Consider the following 19,415-nt stretch of genomic DNA (forward strand, 5'->3'; position numbering starts at 1 on the left):
TGAACGCGACGAAGACGCAGGCGGACTTCACGAGCACGTTCGGCCTGGGGCCGGGCCGCTCGTTCGCCCTGTGGGAGAACATCCGCGAGGTGTTCTCCTACCAGGACGGGATCTTCGCCCGCTGGCTGGCGAACACGCTGCTGTACGTGGCGGCGGGCGCGGGCGGGGCCACGCTGCTGGCGGTGATGGGCGGGTATGCGCTGGCCAAGTTCCGCTTCCCGGGCCGCAAGGCGGTGTTCGCGGTGGTGCTGGGCGCGATCAGCGTGCCGGGCATCGCGCTGGCGGTGCCGCAGTTCCTGCTGTTCGCGAAGCTGGGGCTGACCAACACGCCCTGGGCGATGATCGTGCCCAGCCTGATCAGCCCGTTCGGCCTGTACCTGATGTGGATCTTCTCGGACCAGGCCGTGCCCGGGGAGCTGCTGGAGGCGGCGCGCGTGGACGGCGCCTCGGAGTGGCGCACCTTCCGCACGATCAGCCTGCCCCTTTTGGCGCCGGGGATCGTGACCTGCGCCCTGTTCACGATCGTGGCGACCTGGAACAACTACTTCCTGCCCCTGATCATGCTCAAGGACGCGGACTGGTACCCGCTGACCATCGGCCTGAACCAGTGGAAGGACCAGGCCAGCACCGCAGGCGGGCAGGCCATCCAGAACCTGGTCATCACCGGCAGCCTGATCACCATCATCCCCCTGGTCATCGCCTTCCTCCTCCTGCAGAAATACTGGCAATCCGGCCTCGCCGCAGGAGCCGTCAAAGAATAAACCAAAAATTCTATGGAATCGTTATATTGGATTCGTCACATGTAATCGTGCATCAATAGGGTGGACTGGAATGCTTGTCTGCCTGCTATTGGACGGTGGTGTGACGTTCAACCAGCCGATAGCCAGTTGTTAGTACGTGGACTTTTTCGCTGGAACCTTCGATGCGTGCGATGAGTTGTTGGACCGCTAGTTGGGCGTATTGCATGACATGAGGGTCAACCGTGCTCAGTGGCGGCGAGGAGTAATGGGACTCGCGTGTATTGTCAAAACCGATTACCTGTATTTGTTCCGGTACGGAAATATGGTGTTTGGACAAAGTAGACAGGGCGCCCAGCGCTAAGGCATCGTTGGCGCATATAATGCCTGACGGCATATCTCCTGTTTGTAGCAGCATCTCTGTAGCTCTTTCGCCTTCTGCTTCGATCAATTTACGGACGGGACGAATAATCGTCCAATCAGGTTGTATAGCGTGATCTTGCAGGGCTAATAGATATCCGTGCAGTCTCATATCTGTGTTTCTACCCCGCGTATGACGAAGTCGTTGGGGTATCGGATCAGGATCTTTGGCATCCTGTTCGTATGTTTCGAAAGATGCGCCAATCATTCCTACATGGCCATCAGAATGTTCGATAAGCCAATTCGTGGCGTAACGTGATGCGTCAACATTGGGCATCATAACTGCATCCAATTCACCGTCGCCCAAATAGTCGCCTGCCAATACGACAGGATAGTCCTGCTTAAGGTGACGGATGCGTCGCAAAATAGTGGCATCAGCGAAGAAAATCCACCCATCTGCGTTGAGTTGGTAGGTTTCTTTGATGGTCTCTTCAAAATTGTCGCCGAATACGCTTACGACCAGGCCGTACCCTTCTTGATGGGCATATTGTGCTACACAGTCACAGAATAAACTGCAGAACGGCTGATCAAACCGAGGAACAGTGATGCCGATCATCCGGCTATGCCCCGTTCTCAGCATCTGAGCGGGCCGATTGGAATGATATCCCAAGGTAGTTATGACAGACTGCACCCTTTTCTTGGTTTGTTCGCTCATTCGACCGGTTCCGTTAATTACATTGGAAACTGTCTGTTGAGATACCTGTGCTTTGTGAGCTACTTCGCGGATAGTCACCCGGTGCTTCGTCACTTCATCTTCTCCCTACATGGTTGATGATTCGGTGATACTTCCACATTATCTAGAAAGTTCTTGAGGCGAATGATGTGTTGTTCAGAGTATAAGCACACGGGTTTTGTGTTCAAGGACAAAGCGCATTGCGGCAGATAATCTGACCGTCGTACTCGCGTCTGGACTGCTCAATCGATCAGGCCCTCGAGCTGGCGGCGGTTGATCAGAGAGGGAATGACGCCTTCGCGGGCGACGCTGAAGCCGGCGGCCAGATTGGCGATATGGGCGGCTTTGTCCAGGGAACATCCGTTGCACAGATAGGAGGCCAGAGCACTGATGAAGGCATCGCTGGCGCCGGTGTCGTCGATTGCTCGGGTTTCGTGGGCTGGGAAGTCCTTGTGTCCGCTGGCAGTGACCAGGGTGCAGCCGTGCTCGCCCAGGGTGATGATAACCTTGCCCACCCCGCCGTCGATGAACTGTTTCGCCTTATCAACCACGGGTTCTGGTCCATGTATCAGGGTGTTCAACTCGTTGAAATTCGGGATCAGGATGTCGATCGAAGACAGGAGGTCCTCGGGCAGGTGGTCGCAGGATGATGGCTTGACGATGGTGACAGCCTGGTGGCGCTTGGCTGTTCTGCAGGCCTCGGCGACAGTATCCATGGGGATCTCTGTCTGGATCAGGCAGTAGCCGGTGTTTCTGAAGATCTGGTCACGCTCGGTGATGTCACCCGGGGTCAGGGATTCGTTGGCGCCCGCCACCAAGGAGATCATCGACTCGCCCTTGCTGTCGACAAAGATGTAGGCTTTGCCCGTGTCCGCCCCGCTGATTCTGCGCACACCAGTGGTATCCACGTGGGCTTGCCTCATAGCTTTGTAAATGTAGTCTGCAGCGGGATCACTGCCGACATTGCCAATAAGGGAAACTTGATGCCGCAGCCTGGCCACGCCTACCGCCTGGTTGGTGGCCTTGCCCCCCGGTGTAGAGGCGAAATTTCTGGTCGTGGTGGTCATGCCCGCCTTAGGCAGACTAGGAGCGGTCAGGTAGGTGTCCACGTTGATGCTGCCCACCACCACGATCTTCTTGCATCGCTGGTCCGGGGGTCGGCCAATAGTCTTCTCGCCGTCCAGGGCAAAAACATGCTCGAAGGTCTCGCTCGAATCAGACTCATGCTCGATGGCGCGGATGATCCGTCGACACAGATAGGCGCCGAAATCGGCATTGCGCATGACGTAGGACGATATCTCTGGGCTGCCTGGGTAGCGCAGATGCACGTTGGTGTCGTTCATCAGGGAGACCAGGGAGAGATCCTGGGGCAGGTGGTAATGCATGGATTCAGCGAACTGGAGGAATTCCAGGGCATGGTGGTAGTGGGATGCCACGATTCCGGTGACGTGCCGGTTCTCCAGGACTTGGGTCAGGTCCTCGCCGATGGTTTCCAGGACCATGTCGGTGTGGTACTGGAGGTTATGGTCGAACAAGCAGCGTCGGTAGCCGTGCAGGAAGCTCTGGGTCCGCCTGCCTGGCGAGAGCAGGCAAGCGATGCTGGTGTGGTGGCGATTGATCAGCTCTTCAGTAAGACTGTAAGCAGCCTCCTCGTAGGGCATGAGCGCGGCCCGATCGTCCCCCAGGGGTCCAATGGTGAGTTCGGGGATCCTGCGTTCCTCGATTTTGCTTTTCAAGGCCAAGCTTGCGCGGTCGATCGGCTCCCATACCATGCCATCCACTCGATGTTCCAGAGCGGCCAGGATGTTTCGTTCCTCTTGGTCGTGATCGCCGTAGCTGTTGAAGACCAGGGTGCCGTACCCCGACTTTTGTGCCTGCTGGATGATCCCATCCAAGGTGGAATCCATGGAGATGGATGAGCTCAGCAGGACTCCGATTCTCCAGGTGGTGGTGTTGGGCTTGGAGGATCCGTAGGGCGTGTAGTGGTACTTCCTGACCAGTTCAAGGACCCTGTCGCGCGTGGCGGCGGTAATGCTCGCGTCCCTGTGATTTACGATCTTGGAGACCGTCGATGTGGATACGCCGGCAAGCTCAGCAATGTCCTTGATATTCATGGGGTTCCTGCCCTCCTCATCTCTGATGCTCCGGCGAATGGCTTCGTTGGCCTGTTGGGTCTAGCGAATCAAGCTTACCTGAGAGATCGTCGTCAGAGGTTTCGCATTTGACACCCCATGCAGCTGTTGATAGTCTCTGTCAATGAAAGTTGTTTACGAAAGTGGTTTCTCAAAGCGGTGATGCGGATCTGGCTGTGAGCGACGGCCGTCTGCAGAAATCGACATTCAAGGACCAAAGGCGGTACGAATTATGAGCGCGCGATCGTTGTGGAGAGGAATCACTGCTCAATTCTCGACAAAATCCTTGGTGCTGATACCCATTGCGGTGGGCATCAACCTCATCGGTGGGAGCCTGAGCTCCACCCTCAAACTGCCGCTCTTCCTGGATATGATTGGCACCACGGTTATCGCCTGCCTGTCCGGGCCTTGGGTGGCTGCCCTGTGCGGACTGCTGACTAATGTCTTCCTCGCCTTGGTAGCTAATCCGGTTTACCTGCCCTATGCGCTCTCCAGCGTTTTGTGCGGCCTGGTGATCGGATACATGGTCAAGGCCGGGCTCTTCAAACGGATATGGGGAGTCGTCCTGGTCTGGCTGGCCTGCGCCCTGGTCAACACGGTAACCGCCTCTCTGATCACCGTGCTCGTCTACGGGGGCGCCACCGGAGTCAATGGCACTTCGGTCCTCACAGCTGCGCTGGTGGTGGCTGTGAAGAACATCGTCATTTCAGTGCTCTCCTCCTCCATGCTGGAGAATCTGATCGACAAGGGCATCACCGTCCTGATCGCTTATGTGATTGTGCGTCGAATCCCCAAGCGCTTCCTGAGCCAGTACGCCTTGGACGGCAGCGATGACCAGTCCGATCTGGACGATTTGGATGACTTGGATGAGGATGAAGACGAGGATGAACGCGAAGCGACTGGAGCGTCCAGTCTGGCGAGTTCAGCACGGCCGGGGAAGATCGACGGCGCAGCAGAAGCTGATGGTGGCACATCGACAGGCGACTCAGTGGCCTTGGACTATGAACGCACCCAAAGGTCTGAACGCTGATGCCTGGTCCTGCATCGAACGGGATTCCTGATTCTCCCCTGGCCCGCATGCATCCCATGGCCAAGATTGCTGGAGTGTGTTCCTTGGGCCTTGCGACTTTGGTTTGGCCGGACTTTACCATGGGTCTGGGAATCGTCGTCATACTTTTCGTAGCAGCGGCTCTGGCCCGGGTGCTCAGGCCCTTCACTGGGGTTATGTTTGGGTTCGGCATTCCCATCACGCTCATGCTGCTGTTTATTCAGGGATGCTACAGCCCAAAAAACACCAAGGTCATTCTTGATCTGGGATTTGCCGAGCTGGGTCTTGAAGGCAGCCTCTACGCAGCCAAAATCGTAGTAACCCTTTTGGTTTTCCTAGGGTCTTTCTATCTGACCAATAAAACTACCTACATGGGTCGCCTGGTTGCGGCTCTGACACAAATAGGCGTGCCATCCAAGATCGGCTACCTGATCCTGGCCAGTCTGAATGTGGTTCCCCAGATGCAGCGCAGGATTGCGGTCATCGAGCAGTCGCAGCACGCGCGTGGCTTGGAGACCGGCGGCGGCTTGATTTCCCGGACGCGGGCCTTCCTGCCCCTGCTCGGACCGGTTGTTCTTTCCTCCCTGACGGATTCGCAGGAGCGCGGGATGACCTTGGAGACCCGCGGATTCGGTATCCGTAGGGTGCGGCAGACCAGCTATCTTGAGGTGGTTTGGCGGCGCAGCGACACCGTGATGACCATCCTGTTCACCGTTTTTCTGGTGCTTGCCCTGGTGCTCGGCTGCCTTTCTCGCACAGGTCTGGTCACCTTCGCAATCCAGTGGGGAGGTCGGGCATGACCGAGGTCATACGAGTGGAGGACTTCTCTTTCAGATACCGTGATGCCAATCGGACCACTTTGAAGCGGGTGAGCTTCAGCGTGGAGCAGGGCAGCTTCTTCTGCATCGTCGGAGCCAACGGATCGGGAAAGTCGACCCTGTGCAACGCCCTGGTCGGTCTGATTCCTCACTATTTCGTAGGTAAATCCAAGGGGAGTGTCCAGATCGAGGACATCGACGTAGCTGCTTCGAGCATTGCCGATCTGTCCAGACATGTGGGCTTGGTCTTTCAGAACCCCTTCAATCAGCTCTCCTATACGGCCGGGACCGTAGCCGAGGAACTGGCCTTCGGGCTGGGCAACCATGGGGTTCCACGTGAAACCATGCATGCCAAGGTGGCTCGGGTGGCGGCCCTTATGCATATCGAGGATCTGCTCGACAAGAACCCTCTGGAACTCTCCGGTGGACAGGTGCAGCGGGTGGCCTTGGGCTCGACCTTGATCATGGAACCGGACATCCTGGTTCTGGACGAATGCACGGCCCAGCTGGACCCGCTAGGCAGCGAGGAGATCTTCGACATTGTCAAGCGGCTCAACCAGGAGGGGATCACCGTAGTCATGGTCGATCACGATATGGAGCGGGTCGCTCGATGCGCCGATCAGGTCATGGTTCTGGGGGCAGGCCGGGTTCGCTCCATAGGTACTCCCGGGGAGGTCTTCACTGATCCCGAGACCGCGAAGTGGGGGATTGACATACCGGATTACGTCAAACTCGGCAGGGGTTTGCAGGACGCTGGATTCGACCTGCCGGATCTGCCCGTACGCGAGGACCAGGCGGTACGCATGATTCGGGAGGCGTTGCGGTGAAGATCGATCTGGAGCATCTGGAGTACGTCTACCCGCATGGCCATCGTGCCCTGGACGGAGTGAATCTGACCCTCGAAGGTGATCAGCCTGTAGCGCTGATCGGTCAGAACGGCGCTGGCAAGACCACCCTGGCCAAACATCTGAACGGCATCTTTAGACCAACCAAGGGTCGCATCTTGATTGACGGCGTCGATCTGGCTACAGCGAACACGGCCCAGTGGGCCCGGAAGGTGGGGTACGTCTTTCAGAATCCCGACGATCAGCTCTTTCTGGACAGTGTGCGCAAGGAATTCGCGTTCGGTCCCCGGCAGCTTGGTTTCGATCAGGATCTGATAGCGCGACGTATGGAGCAGGTTGCTGGGTTGGTGGGTCTGGCGGACCGGTTGGACGATCATCCTTTCGATCTGAGCCCTACCGAGAAGAAATTCTGTGCCATCGGCTCCGTCCTCATGATGGATACGGGTACCGTAGTCTTCGACGAGCCCACATGCGGACAGGACAAGGCGGGCGATGATCGGCTGGCGGCCATCATCGCCCGTCTTCGGGGCCAAGGCAGACTCTGCATCACCATTTCCCACGACATGAAGTTTGTCGCCCGCAACTTCCCCAGGGTTGTGCTCATGCAGCATGGCCGGGTCCTGCTGGATGGCAGTCGCGAGGAGGTCTTCGCCCGGGACGATGTGCTCGAGCAGGCCTATGTGACGCCTCCGCCCATCACTCGGGTGGCCCGGCAAATCGGCTTGGATGGCCCGGTCTTCACCGTCTCTGCCTTTGTCGATGCAGCCTGGCGGGCCAAATCGGGGAGCAGGAATTTGAGTTTGGATACGACAAGAGCAAAAGGAGTGAAGCAATGACCAGACCACTGATCATCGACACGGATCCTGGCATCGATGATGCTGCGGCCATTACGATGCTGGTCGACGAGCCCAGCTTCGACATCAGGCTGATAGCCTCGGTGTCAGGCAATGTGGGCATCGGCCACACCACCAACAATGCCCTGAAGCTGCTGACCTTCCTGGGCAGGCGCATCCCCGTGGCCCGTGGCGCTGCGGCCCCGCTCATGCGTGACAACAGGTTCGCCACCGAAGCCCATGGCAAGTCAGGGATGGGGTCATTCGTCTTCCCTGAGCCTGACGCCAGCCTGCTGACCGAGAACAATGCGGTCCTGGAGGAGCGGCGGGTGCTTCTGGAGAGCGATGAGCCAGTCACCATCCTGACCCTGGGCCCTCTGACCAACATCGCCCTGCTGCTGGCCACCTTCCCGGAGGTCAAGGACCACATCGACCGGATCGTCATGATGGGAGGTTCCACCGGGCGCGGCAACATCGGAGTCTATGGCGAGTTCAACATCTCCGTCGATCCTGAAGCTGCCAAGATGGTCTTCCGCAGCGGGCTGCCTGTGACCATGGTTGGTCTGGACATCGGTCGCAAGGCCCATCTGGTCGCCGGAGATCTGGACGATCTGGACGCAGCCGGCGAAGTGGGCGGCATGGTCGCATCCCTCTTCCGGTCGTACGACGGTGGACACATCGAAGAGGGGATCAAGATGTACGACCCTTCGGCCGCCATGGTCCTGCTCCAGCCAGACCTGTTCACCATGCGCGAGGCCTTAGTAGACGTCGAAATCTCCAGCCCGCTCACCCTGGGCGCCACGGTGGTCGATTACGACGGCATCTTGAGCGACAAGGCCAACGCCAGCGTCTGCGTGGACGTGGATGTGGACGGATTCCGCTCCGCCTTTGTCGACAGGGTCGGCCGAGTTCGCCGTCAGTAGCTTCCGCATTGAGAAGAACCGAAAGGAAATTAAAGAAAAAATGAGCGAGTCAACTGTCTCCGAGGAGCAGAAGAACGGTATACCCGTTCCCGAGGAGGGGACTCCGGAGTTCGCGAAAATGAACAAGATGGCCCGAGTGGCCATCCCGGTGGTCCTGATCATCTTCACCCTGGGCGTGCTTCAGCAGCAGGCCTTCGGGATGATCTACGTGAACATCGGCAAGCAGCTCAACCAGGCCAATCTGGCTCCGCTGATCACCTCGCTGCCCGGCATCATCCTGGGAATCGTCTGCGTCATCTACGGCTCCCTGGGCGATTTTGTCTCCCTGAAGAAGATGATGATCCTGGGTACGATCGTTTTCGTACTGGGGTCGATTCTAGGGTGCTTCGGTACCTTCAACATCTGGATCGTCATCGCCGCTCGCGTGGTGCAGTCGGCCGGTTGGCAGGTTTCCGGGTCCATCTTCCTGGTTCTGGTCTCCAAGTACGTGGAGAAGAAAAAGCGCGTGCTCTGGTACGGCGTCTTCGTCGCAGTCTTCCGCTTCGCCGCTGCCCTGGGTGTCTTCCTGGCTGGCTATATGACCCTGCTTGACTGGCGCTGGCTCTTCGGCGTAGGCATTGTGGCCGTCTTCTTCATTCCCGTTCTGGCCAAGAACCTGCCCGACCAGCATGCAGCTGGCGTCAAGATCGACGGAATCGGTTTTACGCTGATCGGACTGTTCGCCGCTTCGGTGACCATGTTCTTCACGGACATCAACTGGGGTTGGGGCATTGCCTGCATCGTGACCCTGGTGGCTTTCCTGGTCTATGTCAACAAGGCCAGCAATCCCTTCATCACTCCGAAGATGCTGACCAACCCGGCCTTCGCCATGACCATGACCGTCATCTTCGTCGGCTACTTCTTCAGCTACACCCTGAACGCGGGCGTCAATGCCATTGGTCTGAACGTGTACGGCATCGACTCCTCTAAGGTTTCCAACCTGCTGGTCTGGTCCATCATCCTGGCTGGCATCATGGGATTTGCTGCCGGTCCGATCATCCAGAAGATCGGACGCAAGGCTTCGGTCATCCTGGCTCTGGCCTGCATGGGCGGCGGCCTGATCGCCATCGCCTTCCTGATTCCCGCCGGCAAGATCTGGGCCCTGGCTGTGGCGCCCTGCATCTACTACTTCGGCACCTCCTTCTTCTACCAGCCCATCGTTGACACCGCGACCCTGACCGTGGCTCCTGAGGAGTCCGGCCGTGTGCTCGGCTTCAATGACCTGCTCCAGGCCATCACCGGCTCTATTGGCGTCGCCCTCTTCGGCCAGCTCATGGCCAACGGATCCATGGGTTCGGGCAGCTTGGCCGGCACTGCGCAAGGTCTGGCATCGACCTACGCCAACGTCTTCATGATCGGCGGCGTGATCATCCTGCTGGGCTTGGTGCTCTTCATCTGCTCAATGAAGATGATCTATAGCCACTCCCGCGTGGCCGCGGACGAGGATTGATCCCTCGAGCTGCTGATTGAGAGAGCCGGGTCTGGGGTTTGCCCCCCTGGGCCTGGCCTTTGTCGATATGGTGCAGAATCGAAGAAGATTCAACAAGGCGCATCGGCGGTTATCGATTAACGGCTCAAGCGGACTTGCCAGAAAGGACTGGCGATTGCTGAGTATGTAGTCGCAATCGTGTATAACGGTCTCATGGGACAGTCAGGCATGACGGTGCCGACGGCACTATTTGACAAGGGCATTCGGTCCTTTGCCATGCCCTCCCATAATCAATTGAAAAAGCTGACGGACCATGGTCAAAGGGCCACGGACGGTCTTGCACAGAGGCTGCATCTGCATACCCCGGTCCATCATCATCACCATCATCATTTTGCCAGCCATATGGCTGTCCTGGAGCCTGCACATATCTGAATCTGAGGCCTGAATCTGAATGGCGGCTTCCGATTAACCGCAAAGGCCAAGCACCAGAACCATCACAGTCAGCAGTAAGAGCAGAATCCTTTATCTATCCGGCAGAATACAGGCTTCAGGCAGGTCCTGAACACGAAAGGAGAGACAGGCACATGAACGATACCGAAGGTTGGCGGACCAGATGAGCCCTGAACCGATCATTATCGATTGCGATCCCGGCTGCGATGATGCTCTGGCCATCATCCTCGCCTTGCATTCGCAGGAGTGCGACCTTAAAGCCCTATGCACGGTGGCGGGCAATGGGGCGATTGACAATACCACGCGCAATGCCTTGAACATTCTTGCCTTGTGTGATCGGTCGGACATCCCGGTATATCGGGGCTGCTCAAGGGCTTTGGACGATAGGCAGCCCGCGACCGTCGAGGCTTTCGGGGATGACGGATTGGGTGGGTATGCCCAGTCCATTGCCTCCGACAGCCATGAGCAGCCAAAAGATGTTGTCGCTTTTCTGGTGGAATATGTCAACAGCCATCCTGGTGAGATAACGCTCTTTGCTACAGGGCCCTGCACTAATATCGCCTGTGCCATCCGCAGCAGCGCCGAATTTGCCTCCAACCTCAAGCGCCTCATCATCATGGGCGGTGCGAAATATACAGGGAATGTAAGTCCTGTGGCGGAATACAATTTCTGGGCCGACCCGCAAGCAGCCCATGAAGTTCTGCAGGCAGGGATCGCGGATGTGACTGTAATCGGCCTTGACGTCACCAATAAGATTGCGCTCACCTGCGAGATGCGGGAGAGAATCCGTCTGGTCGGCACCAGATTGTCCCGGTTCCTGTATGACATCACCCGCGAGGGCTTGGATGATAACTGGCGGTCCAGGCATAAGGCTGTGGCGCCCATGCATGACGTGCTGACGGTCGCCTATATGCTTGATCCAAGCATACTTGAAGTAAGGCCGGCGAATATCGATGTCGTTGTCGATGGTTTGGCCAGAGGACAGTCGATTACCGATATCGATGGGCATTGGCATGAAGGTGAATGCAACGCGGGATATGCGGCCAGCGTTGATGCCGACCGGTTCTATCGTCTGCTGTTCACCACGATTTTTGACGAAGAGATTGAGTAAGCGAGGAAGGGAAAATTATGAAGAAAGCCAACAAGCGAAGCAAATTATCCTTGATGGTCCTGCTGCTGATACCAGTGGCCATCGCCATCAATATCGTCGGCGGCCAGCTTACTTCGGTGCTGAAGCTGCCACTGGACATGGATACCATCGGCGTCATACTGGTGGGGGCTCTGGTCGGGCCTATTCCAGCTGCAATAACGGGAGTCCTGACCAATCTGATAAACGGGATTTTCGATCCCACCCTGATCCCTTATGCAATCTGCGCCTTCTTCATCGGGCTGGCTGCCGGTCTTCTGGCCAAGTACAACATGATGACCAAGGTATGGAAGCTGATTGTTTCAGGCATCGTTCTCGGACTTGTCGGCACTATCACGGCTACGCCCATCACTGTCTTCTTCTTTGGCGGCGCATCAGGAGGTGGCGCCTCCATGATCGCTGCTGGGCTTATGGCGACTGGGCAGAAAATACTGACATCCGTATTGTCCGTATACATCGTCACCGAAAGCGCCGGTAAGATTCTATCGGTCTTCATCGCCTGGCTGATCGTCAAGGCTATTCCGGCCTGTTCCCTGATCAAGTATCCCTTTGGCGACAAATACATAAAGAAGAAGGTTGCAAAGACCATTGGGCAGGGGCCTTCCCAGGATTCCGCTGCTGATGCGCCTGCTTCCGCTGGTCTGCCGTCTTCGGAGGACTGAGTTGCATGCCTGGTCATAACGTCATTGCCAATCTGTATCCGCTTACGAAGTTTTACATGGCTGTGGTGCTCATGGCTGTGTCTTTCATGCTGCCAGGAATAGCGAGCAAGCTCATCTGCTTCTTGTTCATGAATGCTCTGGCAGCCGCGAGCGGAGTCTGGTCTGTTTTCATCAGAAGGGAGCTGGAAACGGTGGGCGTGCTTTTCCTCATCCTCTTTGTCATTCAAACGCTTTTCTACCCGGATGCAAGACGCATACTGTTCACCTTCTGGATCTTCAGCGTAAAGTACGAGGGCATCATGTTCGCCTTGAACCTGGGACTCATGCTCCTGTGCGCCGGTGGAAGCCTGATATGGTTCTTTGCCGTCACCAAGCAGAAGGATTTTGTGCTTTCTCTTGAAAAGGCGGGAATGAGTCCAAAGGCTTCCTACGTGGTGCTTTCCACCTTGCAGATAGTGCCAGTGCTCAGGAGGAAATCCAAGACCATCATGAATGCTCAGAGGGCCCGAGGAGTCGAGACTGAAGGCGGTGTGTTGACCCGCGCCAAGGTGTTTCTCCCGACCATGATTCCGCTGGTCCTCAGCTCGATCGCCGGTACTGAGGAACGCGCGCTCACGCTGGAGGCACGGGGGTTCTCGTCGAGCAGGACTCCTACTCATCTGGAGGACATTAAAGCCACTCCTGCAGATAAGGTGGCAGTGATCCTTATTACGGTTGCATTCGTCGCATTGATCGCCGGAAGGATTGCGCTTTGGCTTATATAGAACTCAAGGATGTGACCTATACCTACCCCTTGGCCGACCGCCCGAGTCTGAGCCATGTTGATCTGAAGATTGAAAAGGGCAGGTTCTATGCGGTCATCGGCACGAACGGCTCCGGCAAGACCACGCTGTGCAACTTGATTCGTGGGTTCATTCCAGAGTTCTACCAGGGTGAGCTGCTTGGAGAAGTTATTTTCGATGGCAAGCCCTTGTCTGAGTATGACAGTGGAGACCTGGCCTGGCGCATCGGGTATATATTCCAGAATCCCTTCAATCAGATCACGGGGGCTCGTGACACCGTATTCGCAGAGATCGCCTACGGCTTGGAAAACATGGGACTGCCTGTCTGCCAAATCCGGGAACGCGTGAACTCGGTCATGGAGACCACTGGCATCGCCGATCTCAAAGATAAGAACCCCTTTGAGCTTTCCGGAGGCCAGCAGCAGAGGGTTGCCTTCGCCTCTGTGCTGGTTCTGGAGCCTGATGTTTTCGTGATCGATGAGCCGACTTCGCAGTTGGACCCCCGTGAGACCAAGCGTGTGTTTGACATCATCGACGGAATGAAGGCGATGGGGAAAACCATCATACTGGTCGAGCACAAGATGGAACTGGTCGCCAGATACTGCGACGAGGTCATAGTCCTGTCCAATGGCAAATTGGTATGCACTGGTGAAAAGCATGACATCCTGTCGCGTGTCGAACTGCTTGACGACGGTGTGATGTTGCCGCAAGCGGTTCTCCTGGCGGATACTCTGCGCAAGCAAGGCAGGCCAATCCAGGGCAATCCGATCACGTTGTCGGAAATACTGCCCCTGCTGTCCAAGCAAATCGGCTTTGCCGGAAAGGAGGGCTGAGCATTGCCCATTATTGAATTCCGAAATGTGACATTCGCCTATCCCAATGGGTACTCGGCTGTCGAGAACCTCAGCTTCTCCGTGAAAGCAGGTGCCAGGATCGCGATCCTAGGGCAGAACGGAGCCGGGAAGACCACCACAGTCAAAATGATGGACGGCCTCCTGCGCCCCTCATCCGGGAAGGTGCTGATTGACGGGGAAGATACCAGGGAGCACACTACGGCCCAGATGTCCAAAATCGCCGGGTACGTCTTTCAGAATCCCGATGATCAGATCTTCCACAACACTGTTGGCGAGGAGATAGCCTTCGGTCCGAAAATGCTCAAGCTTGATGCGGATACGGTGGAGGAGCAGAGCAAATGGGCCGCGACCATATGCGGGTTGGACGGGCAGATGGAAGAGAACCCCTATGATCTACCCCTGTCGGCCAGAAAGATCGTGACCATTGCCTCCGTTCTTGCCATGCGCACGAGAATCGTGATTTTAGATGAGCCTACCGCAGGGCAGGATTATCGGGGCCTGAACAGACTCGGTGCCATTCTGGAGGAATTGACCAATCGCGGTGTGACAGTGATCACCATTACCCATGACATGCAATTTGCAGCCGAGCATTTCAGCACCTTCTTCGTCATGGCGCATAAGAAGCTGCTGAGGACAGGTACGGCTAAGGAGATATTCCAGGATCAGGCCCTGCTTGATGAAAGCATGCTTGAGCGGCCTTTTGCCAGCGAGCTTGCCTTGCAGCTCGGTCTTGGAGCGGACATTTGTACTCGGGAAGAGCTGGCAAAGCGTCTGCTGGCTGGCGGTGGCATGAAACCGTAGGCGACTGAATTTTGGCTGTAGCCGCACTTATGCCGACCTGTCGCTTTCAGGGCGAGTTCCATCGATGTGGACAGATTGTGTCCGAATTATGGATAATAGTTGGTCGTATGCATATGGGTGCTCTAGCATCGTGGCCATGGAGAAAACGACATCACTGAAGCCTTGGCTGCCCAAGGGTGTCTTTTTCTATGTCGATGCCCGATGGCGTTGATGTTTTAGCCGGTTCTTCTTCTGATTCATATATTTACCTCAGTGTTTGAGGTTGCTCTTTTATCATCTGCGGACATGCTGCCATAGGAAATCCATATCCATGGCGTACTGAATTGGCACCAGGTGGGGTTTTGTTGCCGTTTTCAATCCGCAGTATTTGACCTAGGACGTGCCCTAATGACTATCAACGTAACTATGGAATCTCGCCGGTTCTCCAGCGACCTCGATGCCCTGGCCATCTACAGGCGGCTGTGCACCAGTTATCGGGAGGATCAGCTCTTCCTTCTGGAGTCTTTGAGCGGCCCCGATAAGGACCGGAATCGCTCAGTTATCGGGTTCGAGCCCCTGCTGACCCTGAGCGTGACGGACCATGTCATGACCATTGATCCTTCGGGCAATGCTCAGCTGACTGGGATGCTGGAGCCCTTTGGCCGGACTGAGCAGGGGGTGGTTCATCATCCGGCCCCCGACATCCAGGAGGTCTTTGCAGTGCTGCGGCGGCTGGAATCCTCCTTTGTCATCAGCGGCGACCACGAAGGCCCCTTCGGGATGGGCTGGTTTGGTTACTTCGGGTATGACACCATCTTCATGATCGAGGATCTGGAGGAGCGCATACCTAGGGACGCGGCCTTGCCAGTCATCTCGTTGACGCTTTATCGGGGAATCATCACTTTGGATCTGAAGGCCGGCGACCACTGCGCCACTTTGATTCATGTCGAAGGGGATACTGCCGAGTGTGACATTCCAGAGCGAGGATCTTCTGTATGGTCTGATGCACAGGCCCGGAATGCGGCAATGGAGAGCGATGAACCCGGGCATGGATCCGCGTCCTTGGAAAATGTCCTGGGGTTGCTCCAATCCGACGCATCGCCGGGGAAATCTCCTGAATCGGATGCTGCCCAGACCGGCATCCAGGGTGGCATTGAGCCGGACTATCCATACGAGGCCCGCGACACGATCGATCGGGACCGTTTCTATCAGTGGTTTGCCAAGGGCAAGGAGCACATAGCCCAGGGCGATGTCTATCAGCTCCAGCTCGGGCATGAGATCCAAGTGGATTCTCGTATCCCGCCCTTCCAGGTCTATCAGCGGTTGCGTCTGCAGGATCCGTCCCCCTATATGTACTACTTCGTGACTCCCCAGGGGGTGCATGTCATCGGCGCTAGCCCCGAGCTCTTTATCGGGCTGACTCCTGATGGTGACATAACCCTGCGGCCCATCGCCGGAACGGTCGGCAATCCCAGAGAGGGAGAGGCCCGCCAGGCGGCCATCAGGCAGCTGACTGGCGACCCCAAGGAACGGGCCGAGCACCTGATGCTGGTGGACCTGGGCCGCAACGACGTAGCCAGGTGCTGCACTCCTGAATCCTTGGAGGTGGACCGGCTGATGACTATCGAGGTCTACTCCCACGTCATTCACATGGTCTCGGATGTGGTCGGCCGGATCCGGCCTGGCTTGGACAAGTACGATGTCTTCTCGGCCGCCTTCCCTGCCGGCACCATGACGGGTACCCCCAAGGTGCGCGCCGTGGAGATCATTGAGGAGACCGAGGTCAGTTCGCGCGGGGTATATGCCGGAGCTGTGGGCTTCCTCGGATTTGACGGTCAGGTCCTGACCGCACTGTGCATACGGACAGCCTCCTACCATTCCGGCAGCTATCACCTGCGCGCCTCGGCCGGGATCGTCGAGGACTCCCAGCCTGAGAGCGAGTGGCAGGAGACCATGAAGAAAATGAGTTCGGCCTACCTGGCCATTACCGGAAAGGAGCTGGCCCATGAAAGTCTTGCTGGTTGATGCCTTCGACAGTTTCGTCTACGTGGTCAAGAATTACGTGGACTTGTTGGGCGCCGATACGACCATCGTCCGGGTGAACCATCTTGCGCACGTGGATCCGCTCGCCTTTGATGCAGTCATTCTGGGCCCCGGACCAGGGCGCCCGGAGGACTGCGGTTACCTAGAGCTTCTTGACCAGGTGGCAGGACGGAAGCCGGTCTTCGGCATCTGTCTGGGCATGCAGGCCATCGCGGTACACGCTGGAGCCCGTGTGGTCAGGGCCTCCAGTCGTCAGCATGGCAAGGTGAGCGGGATAAGCAACGACGGGAAAGGCTGCTTCAAGGGTCTGCCTGATACCTTCGATGTGACTAGATACCATTCCCTGGTTGCTGACGAGGCCTCGGTCAGTCAGGTCGCCGATCTGGAGATCAGCGCGCGCTCGCTTCTGGATGGCTATGTGATGGGTCTGAGGCGGGACAGGTCGCTCATGGAGGGCGTCCAGTTCCACCCCGAGAGCATCGGCAGTCAGTATGGTCACCAGGTGATCGCTAATTTCTTCCAGGAGTATTGCGGCTGATTTGACAGGGACTGTTTCATCAGGACCGAACCGGGTTGTTTTCTCCCGCAATCCGCCATTCAGCAAGCAAGGCCAGTGACCTCTCTGCGTAAGTCCGGCAAGATGCTGCGGCGGAGTCGATTCGGCAGCTCATGACTTGATGCTCACACGGTCAGGGAAACTTGTGCGACCGCTCTCTAAACTCACAGGTCAGGGAGGACAAAGGTGGATAGCCGCCCGAGTGTGAGGTTCGGCGGTCAGGACATCTCGCTGCGGCCCTGGCGCCAATAACCCATGAAAGAGACGTTGCGCCGGTCCATTCCTCGGTCTCTGACCAGCATGCGTCTCAGCTCGCGGACGGTGGCCGCCTCTCCGGCGATCCAGGCGTACAGGTCGTCGGCCCGAATGGAGGTATCGGCTTGGGCGGCATCGGCAGTCTCCCAGAGCAATTCTTTGTCGATATCGACCTCTGTGAATTCCTTGGAGGATTCAGCGGCTGCGGCCGTAGGCGGATGGATTGGCAGGTCCTCCAGTAGGTTGCGCATGGCTTCAGTGAGGGCGTGCCCATGCCCGGATTCGTCGCAGGTCGTCCAAATTATGCGGATTCCTTCATGCTCGGGCAGTGGAAGACGATCCTCTTCGGTCGGGACTTCAATCACTGCCGCCCCCTCTCCCTGCCAGTGGTCACGAATCAGGCTGTCCATTATGGCGGCGATGGCTGGTACCGCTGTCTCGTCGCCCACCAGGAGGAGATGTCTGGATTGGCCTGGGTGAAAGTCCATCCCAGCGACCGGTCCCCCGGCCTGTGAATTGGGGCCGATGATGATGGTCTGGTCGCCAGGTTTTGCAGCCTCTGCAAAGGCTCCAGCCGGTCCGGCATGGTCGTGGATGACGAAGTCTACATCGATTTGCTCGCTCTCGGGTCTGACCTCGCGAACCGTATAGGTGCGCAGGGGATTGCGGCGCTCTGCGGGCAGGGTCCTCCACTTTCGGTACCAAGCAAGCGGATCTTCAGGGGTCGCCTCGAAGAAGGAAGGGGACGGCACGGATCCGTCGGGAAGGGGCAGAAGGATTTTGATTCGCTCATCGTAGCCAGCGTCTGCAAAAATCCTCAGATCCGGTCCTTGGAAGACGATCCGCTTGAAGTGTGGCGAGAGCGTTTCCGCTCTAGCTACGGAGACACGGAAGGGGATCAAGGGTACAGGATGATTGTTGGCTTGGTGTTCCATGGCTGGTTCTCTTTCGGTTGGGATTTATGGGTTGGCCTTGGTGTCGGGTTGTCGTCGTTCAGGTTGTAGCGGTTTGAGACTTTGTGGTTTAAGGCTTTGCGGTTTGGGACGTCGGGGTAAGCGATGTGGGGGCGGGACGAGGGGCTTTACATCTTCGGATTGTTTGGTGTCGTCCTGCCGAGTCATCTCAGTGTACGTGTGCATTACAAGCCCCGCCAGAGTGAGCTGAAAGACTATGGAGGGGCGCTGGTGTCATCAACGGGGTGCCGGTGGATTCATCCTTCACCATGGTGGATGCGATGTCGAATACTTCCGTGACCAGGCTCTCGGTCATGACCTCGTCTGGAGCGCCCAAAGCGATTCTCCTGCCATCCTTGATGGCCAGGATCCAATCCGAATATCTGGCGGCCATGTTCAGGTCGTGGAGAACCATGACCACCGTGACGCCCTCCTGCCTGTTCAGGGTGCTCAGCAAGTCAAGTACCTCAAGCTGGTAGGCGATGTCGAGATAAGTGGTCGGTTCGTCTAGAAGGAGTATGTTGGTCTGCTGGGCGAGGGTCAAGGCAATCCAGGCGCGCTGGCGTTGGCCTCCGGACAGGCGGTCGATTGGGCACCCCGCCATATCGGTCAGTCCGGTCAGGGCGAGGGCCCGTTCCACCGCCTTTTCGTCCTTGGTCGTCCACCGCTCGACGAAGTGGTGGTGGGGGTATCGGCCGCGAGCGACCAGGTCGGCGATGGTGATGCCTGCGGGTGCCGACGGGTTCTGCGGCAGTAACCCCAGAATCGTTGCAACCTTGCGGGTGGGCATGCTGGTGATGGGTTCTCCGTCCAGCATGACGGTCCCCGAGGCTGGTTTCAGTATCCTGGCCATGGCCTTGAGGAAGGTTGATTTTCCGCACCCGTTGGGTCCGATGATGGACCCTATCGTGTGTGGGGGTATATCCAGACTCAGGTCCTCGATGACCGTACGTCCGCCATAGGTGAGGCGAAGGTGCGAGGCGGTCAGCCTATGCGTGCTGCTCCAAGCGTCGTATGCCGGAGATGATGTCATGAT

At 57.3% G+C, this 19,415-nt stretch carries 17 protein-coding genes and 1 pseudogene; 14 read left to right on the forward strand and 4 right to left on the reverse strand.

All coding sequences use genetic code 11. The features are described from left to right. Positions 1 to 761, forward strand: a 761-nt coding sequence (locus J3T92_RS00005; RefSeq protein WP_267399142.1) for a carbohydrate ABC transporter permease, incomplete at its 5' end; no start/stop codon positions are given. A gap of 85 nt (positions 762 to 846) precedes the next feature. Here J3T92_RS00005 and J3T92_RS00010 read toward each other — a convergent pair. Beyond that, positions 847 to 1,905, reverse strand: a complete 1,059-nt coding sequence (locus J3T92_RS00010; protein WP_324123916.1) for a LacI family DNA-binding transcriptional regulator — start codon at positions 1,903 to 1,905, stop codon at positions 847 to 849. Positions 1,906 to 2,072: 167 nt separating this feature from the next. Beyond that, the gene (locus J3T92_RS00015) at positions 2,073 to 3,944 is read right to left on the reverse strand and encodes a PfkB family carbohydrate kinase (protein WP_267399143.1); all 1,872 of its coding nucleotides are present in this window, start codon (positions 3,942 to 3,944) and stop codon (positions 2,073 to 2,075) included. A 250-nt stretch (positions 3,945 to 4,194) separates the two neighbouring features. Here J3T92_RS00015 and J3T92_RS00020 point away from each other — a divergent pair. The 13 genes and pseudogenes from J3T92_RS00020 to J3T92_RS00080 all read left to right on the forward strand — a co-directional run. Then, positions 4,195 to 4,845: pseudogene (locus J3T92_RS00020) on the forward strand (ECF transporter S component); the annotation flags it as partial. Positions 4,846 to 4,991: 146 nt separating this feature from the next. Beyond that, positions 4,992 to 5,810, forward strand: coding sequence for an energy-coupling factor transporter transmembrane component T (locus tag J3T92_RS00025; RefSeq protein WP_267399146.1), 819 nt, complete (start codon positions 4,992 to 4,994; stop codon positions 5,808 to 5,810). Further along, positions 5,807 to 6,655, forward strand: a complete 849-nt coding sequence (locus J3T92_RS00030; RefSeq protein ID WP_267399147.1) for an energy-coupling factor ABC transporter ATP-binding protein — start codon at positions 5,807 to 5,809, stop codon at positions 6,653 to 6,655. Before J3T92_RS00025 ends, J3T92_RS00030 begins: the two co-directional genes overlap by 4 nt. Continuing rightward, positions 6,652 to 7,509, forward strand: coding sequence for an energy-coupling factor ABC transporter ATP-binding protein (locus J3T92_RS00035; protein WP_267399148.1), 858 nt, complete (start codon positions 6,652 to 6,654; stop codon positions 7,507 to 7,509). The genes J3T92_RS00030 and J3T92_RS00035 overlap by 4 nt, the downstream gene beginning before the upstream one ends. Then, positions 7,506 to 8,429, forward strand: a complete 924-nt coding sequence (locus J3T92_RS00040; RefSeq protein ID WP_267399149.1) for a nucleoside hydrolase — start codon at positions 7,506 to 7,508, stop codon at positions 8,427 to 8,429. Before J3T92_RS00035 ends, J3T92_RS00040 begins: the two co-directional genes overlap by 4 nt. A gap of 40 nt (positions 8,430 to 8,469) precedes the next feature. Further along, a complete protein-coding gene (locus J3T92_RS00045) occupies positions 8,470 to 9,918 on the forward strand; it encodes an MFS transporter (protein WP_267399150.1) in 1,449 nt (482 codons plus the stop codon). Between the two features lie 592 nt (positions 9,919 to 10,510). Continuing rightward, positions 10,511 to 11,458 (forward strand): nucleoside hydrolase, encoded by a 948-nt coding sequence (locus J3T92_RS00050; protein ID WP_267399151.1) that lies wholly within the window; start codon positions 10,511 to 10,513, stop codon positions 11,456 to 11,458. 17 nt (positions 11,459 to 11,475) lie between these two features. Beyond that, complete coding sequence (locus J3T92_RS00055; RefSeq protein WP_267399152.1) at positions 11,476 to 12,156, forward strand: ECF transporter S component; 681 nt, start codon at positions 11,476 to 11,478, stop codon at positions 12,154 to 12,156. Positions 12,157 to 12,161: 5 nt separating this feature from the next. Then, positions 12,162 to 12,920 carry an energy-coupling factor transporter transmembrane component T family protein gene (locus J3T92_RS00060; RefSeq protein WP_267399153.1) on the forward strand — a complete coding sequence of 253 codons (759 nt, stop codon included), beginning with the start codon at positions 12,162 to 12,164 and terminating at the stop codon, positions 12,918 to 12,920. Further along, the gene (locus J3T92_RS00065; protein ID WP_267399154.1) at positions 12,908 to 13,771 is read left to right on the forward strand and encodes an energy-coupling factor ABC transporter ATP-binding protein; all 864 of its coding nucleotides are present in this window, start codon (positions 12,908 to 12,910) and stop codon (positions 13,769 to 13,771) included. Before J3T92_RS00060 ends, J3T92_RS00065 begins: the two co-directional genes overlap by 13 nt. Before the next feature lie 27 nt (positions 13,772 to 13,798). Next, complete coding sequence (locus tag J3T92_RS00070) at positions 13,799 to 14,593, forward strand: energy-coupling factor ABC transporter ATP-binding protein (RefSeq protein ID WP_267400198.1); 795 nt, start codon at positions 13,799 to 13,801, stop codon at positions 14,591 to 14,593. 387 nt (positions 14,594 to 14,980) lie between these two features. After that, a complete protein-coding gene (locus J3T92_RS00075; protein WP_267399155.1) occupies positions 14,981 to 16,597 on the forward strand; it encodes an anthranilate synthase component I family protein in 1,617 nt (538 codons plus the stop codon). Further along, on the forward strand, positions 16,578 to 17,153 hold the full coding sequence (locus J3T92_RS00080) for an anthranilate synthase component II (RefSeq protein ID WP_267399156.1): 576 nt from the start codon (positions 16,578 to 16,580) through the stop codon (positions 17,151 to 17,153). The genes J3T92_RS00075 and J3T92_RS00080 overlap by 20 nt, the downstream gene beginning before the upstream one ends. Before the next feature lie 236 nt (positions 17,154 to 17,389). On the opposite strand, the gene J3T92_RS00085 is transcribed toward J3T92_RS00080, so the two are convergent. Both J3T92_RS00085 and J3T92_RS00090 read right to left on the reverse strand, forming a co-directional pair. Further along, positions 17,390 to 18,361, reverse strand: coding sequence for a siderophore-interacting protein (locus tag J3T92_RS00085; protein WP_267399157.1), 972 nt, complete (start codon positions 18,359 to 18,361; stop codon positions 17,390 to 17,392). Positions 18,362 to 18,548: 187 nt separating this feature from the next. Beyond that, on the reverse strand, positions 18,549 to 19,412 hold the full coding sequence (locus tag J3T92_RS00090; RefSeq protein WP_267399158.1) for an ABC transporter ATP-binding protein: 864 nt from the start codon (positions 19,410 to 19,412) through the stop codon (positions 18,549 to 18,551). Positions 19,413 to 19,415: the final 3 nt, after the last annotated feature.

The sequence above is a fragment of the Bifidobacterium sp. B4081 genome, from assembly GCF_026537335.1.
GTDB lineage: Bacteria > Actinomycetota > Actinomycetes > Actinomycetales > Bifidobacteriaceae > Bombiscardovia.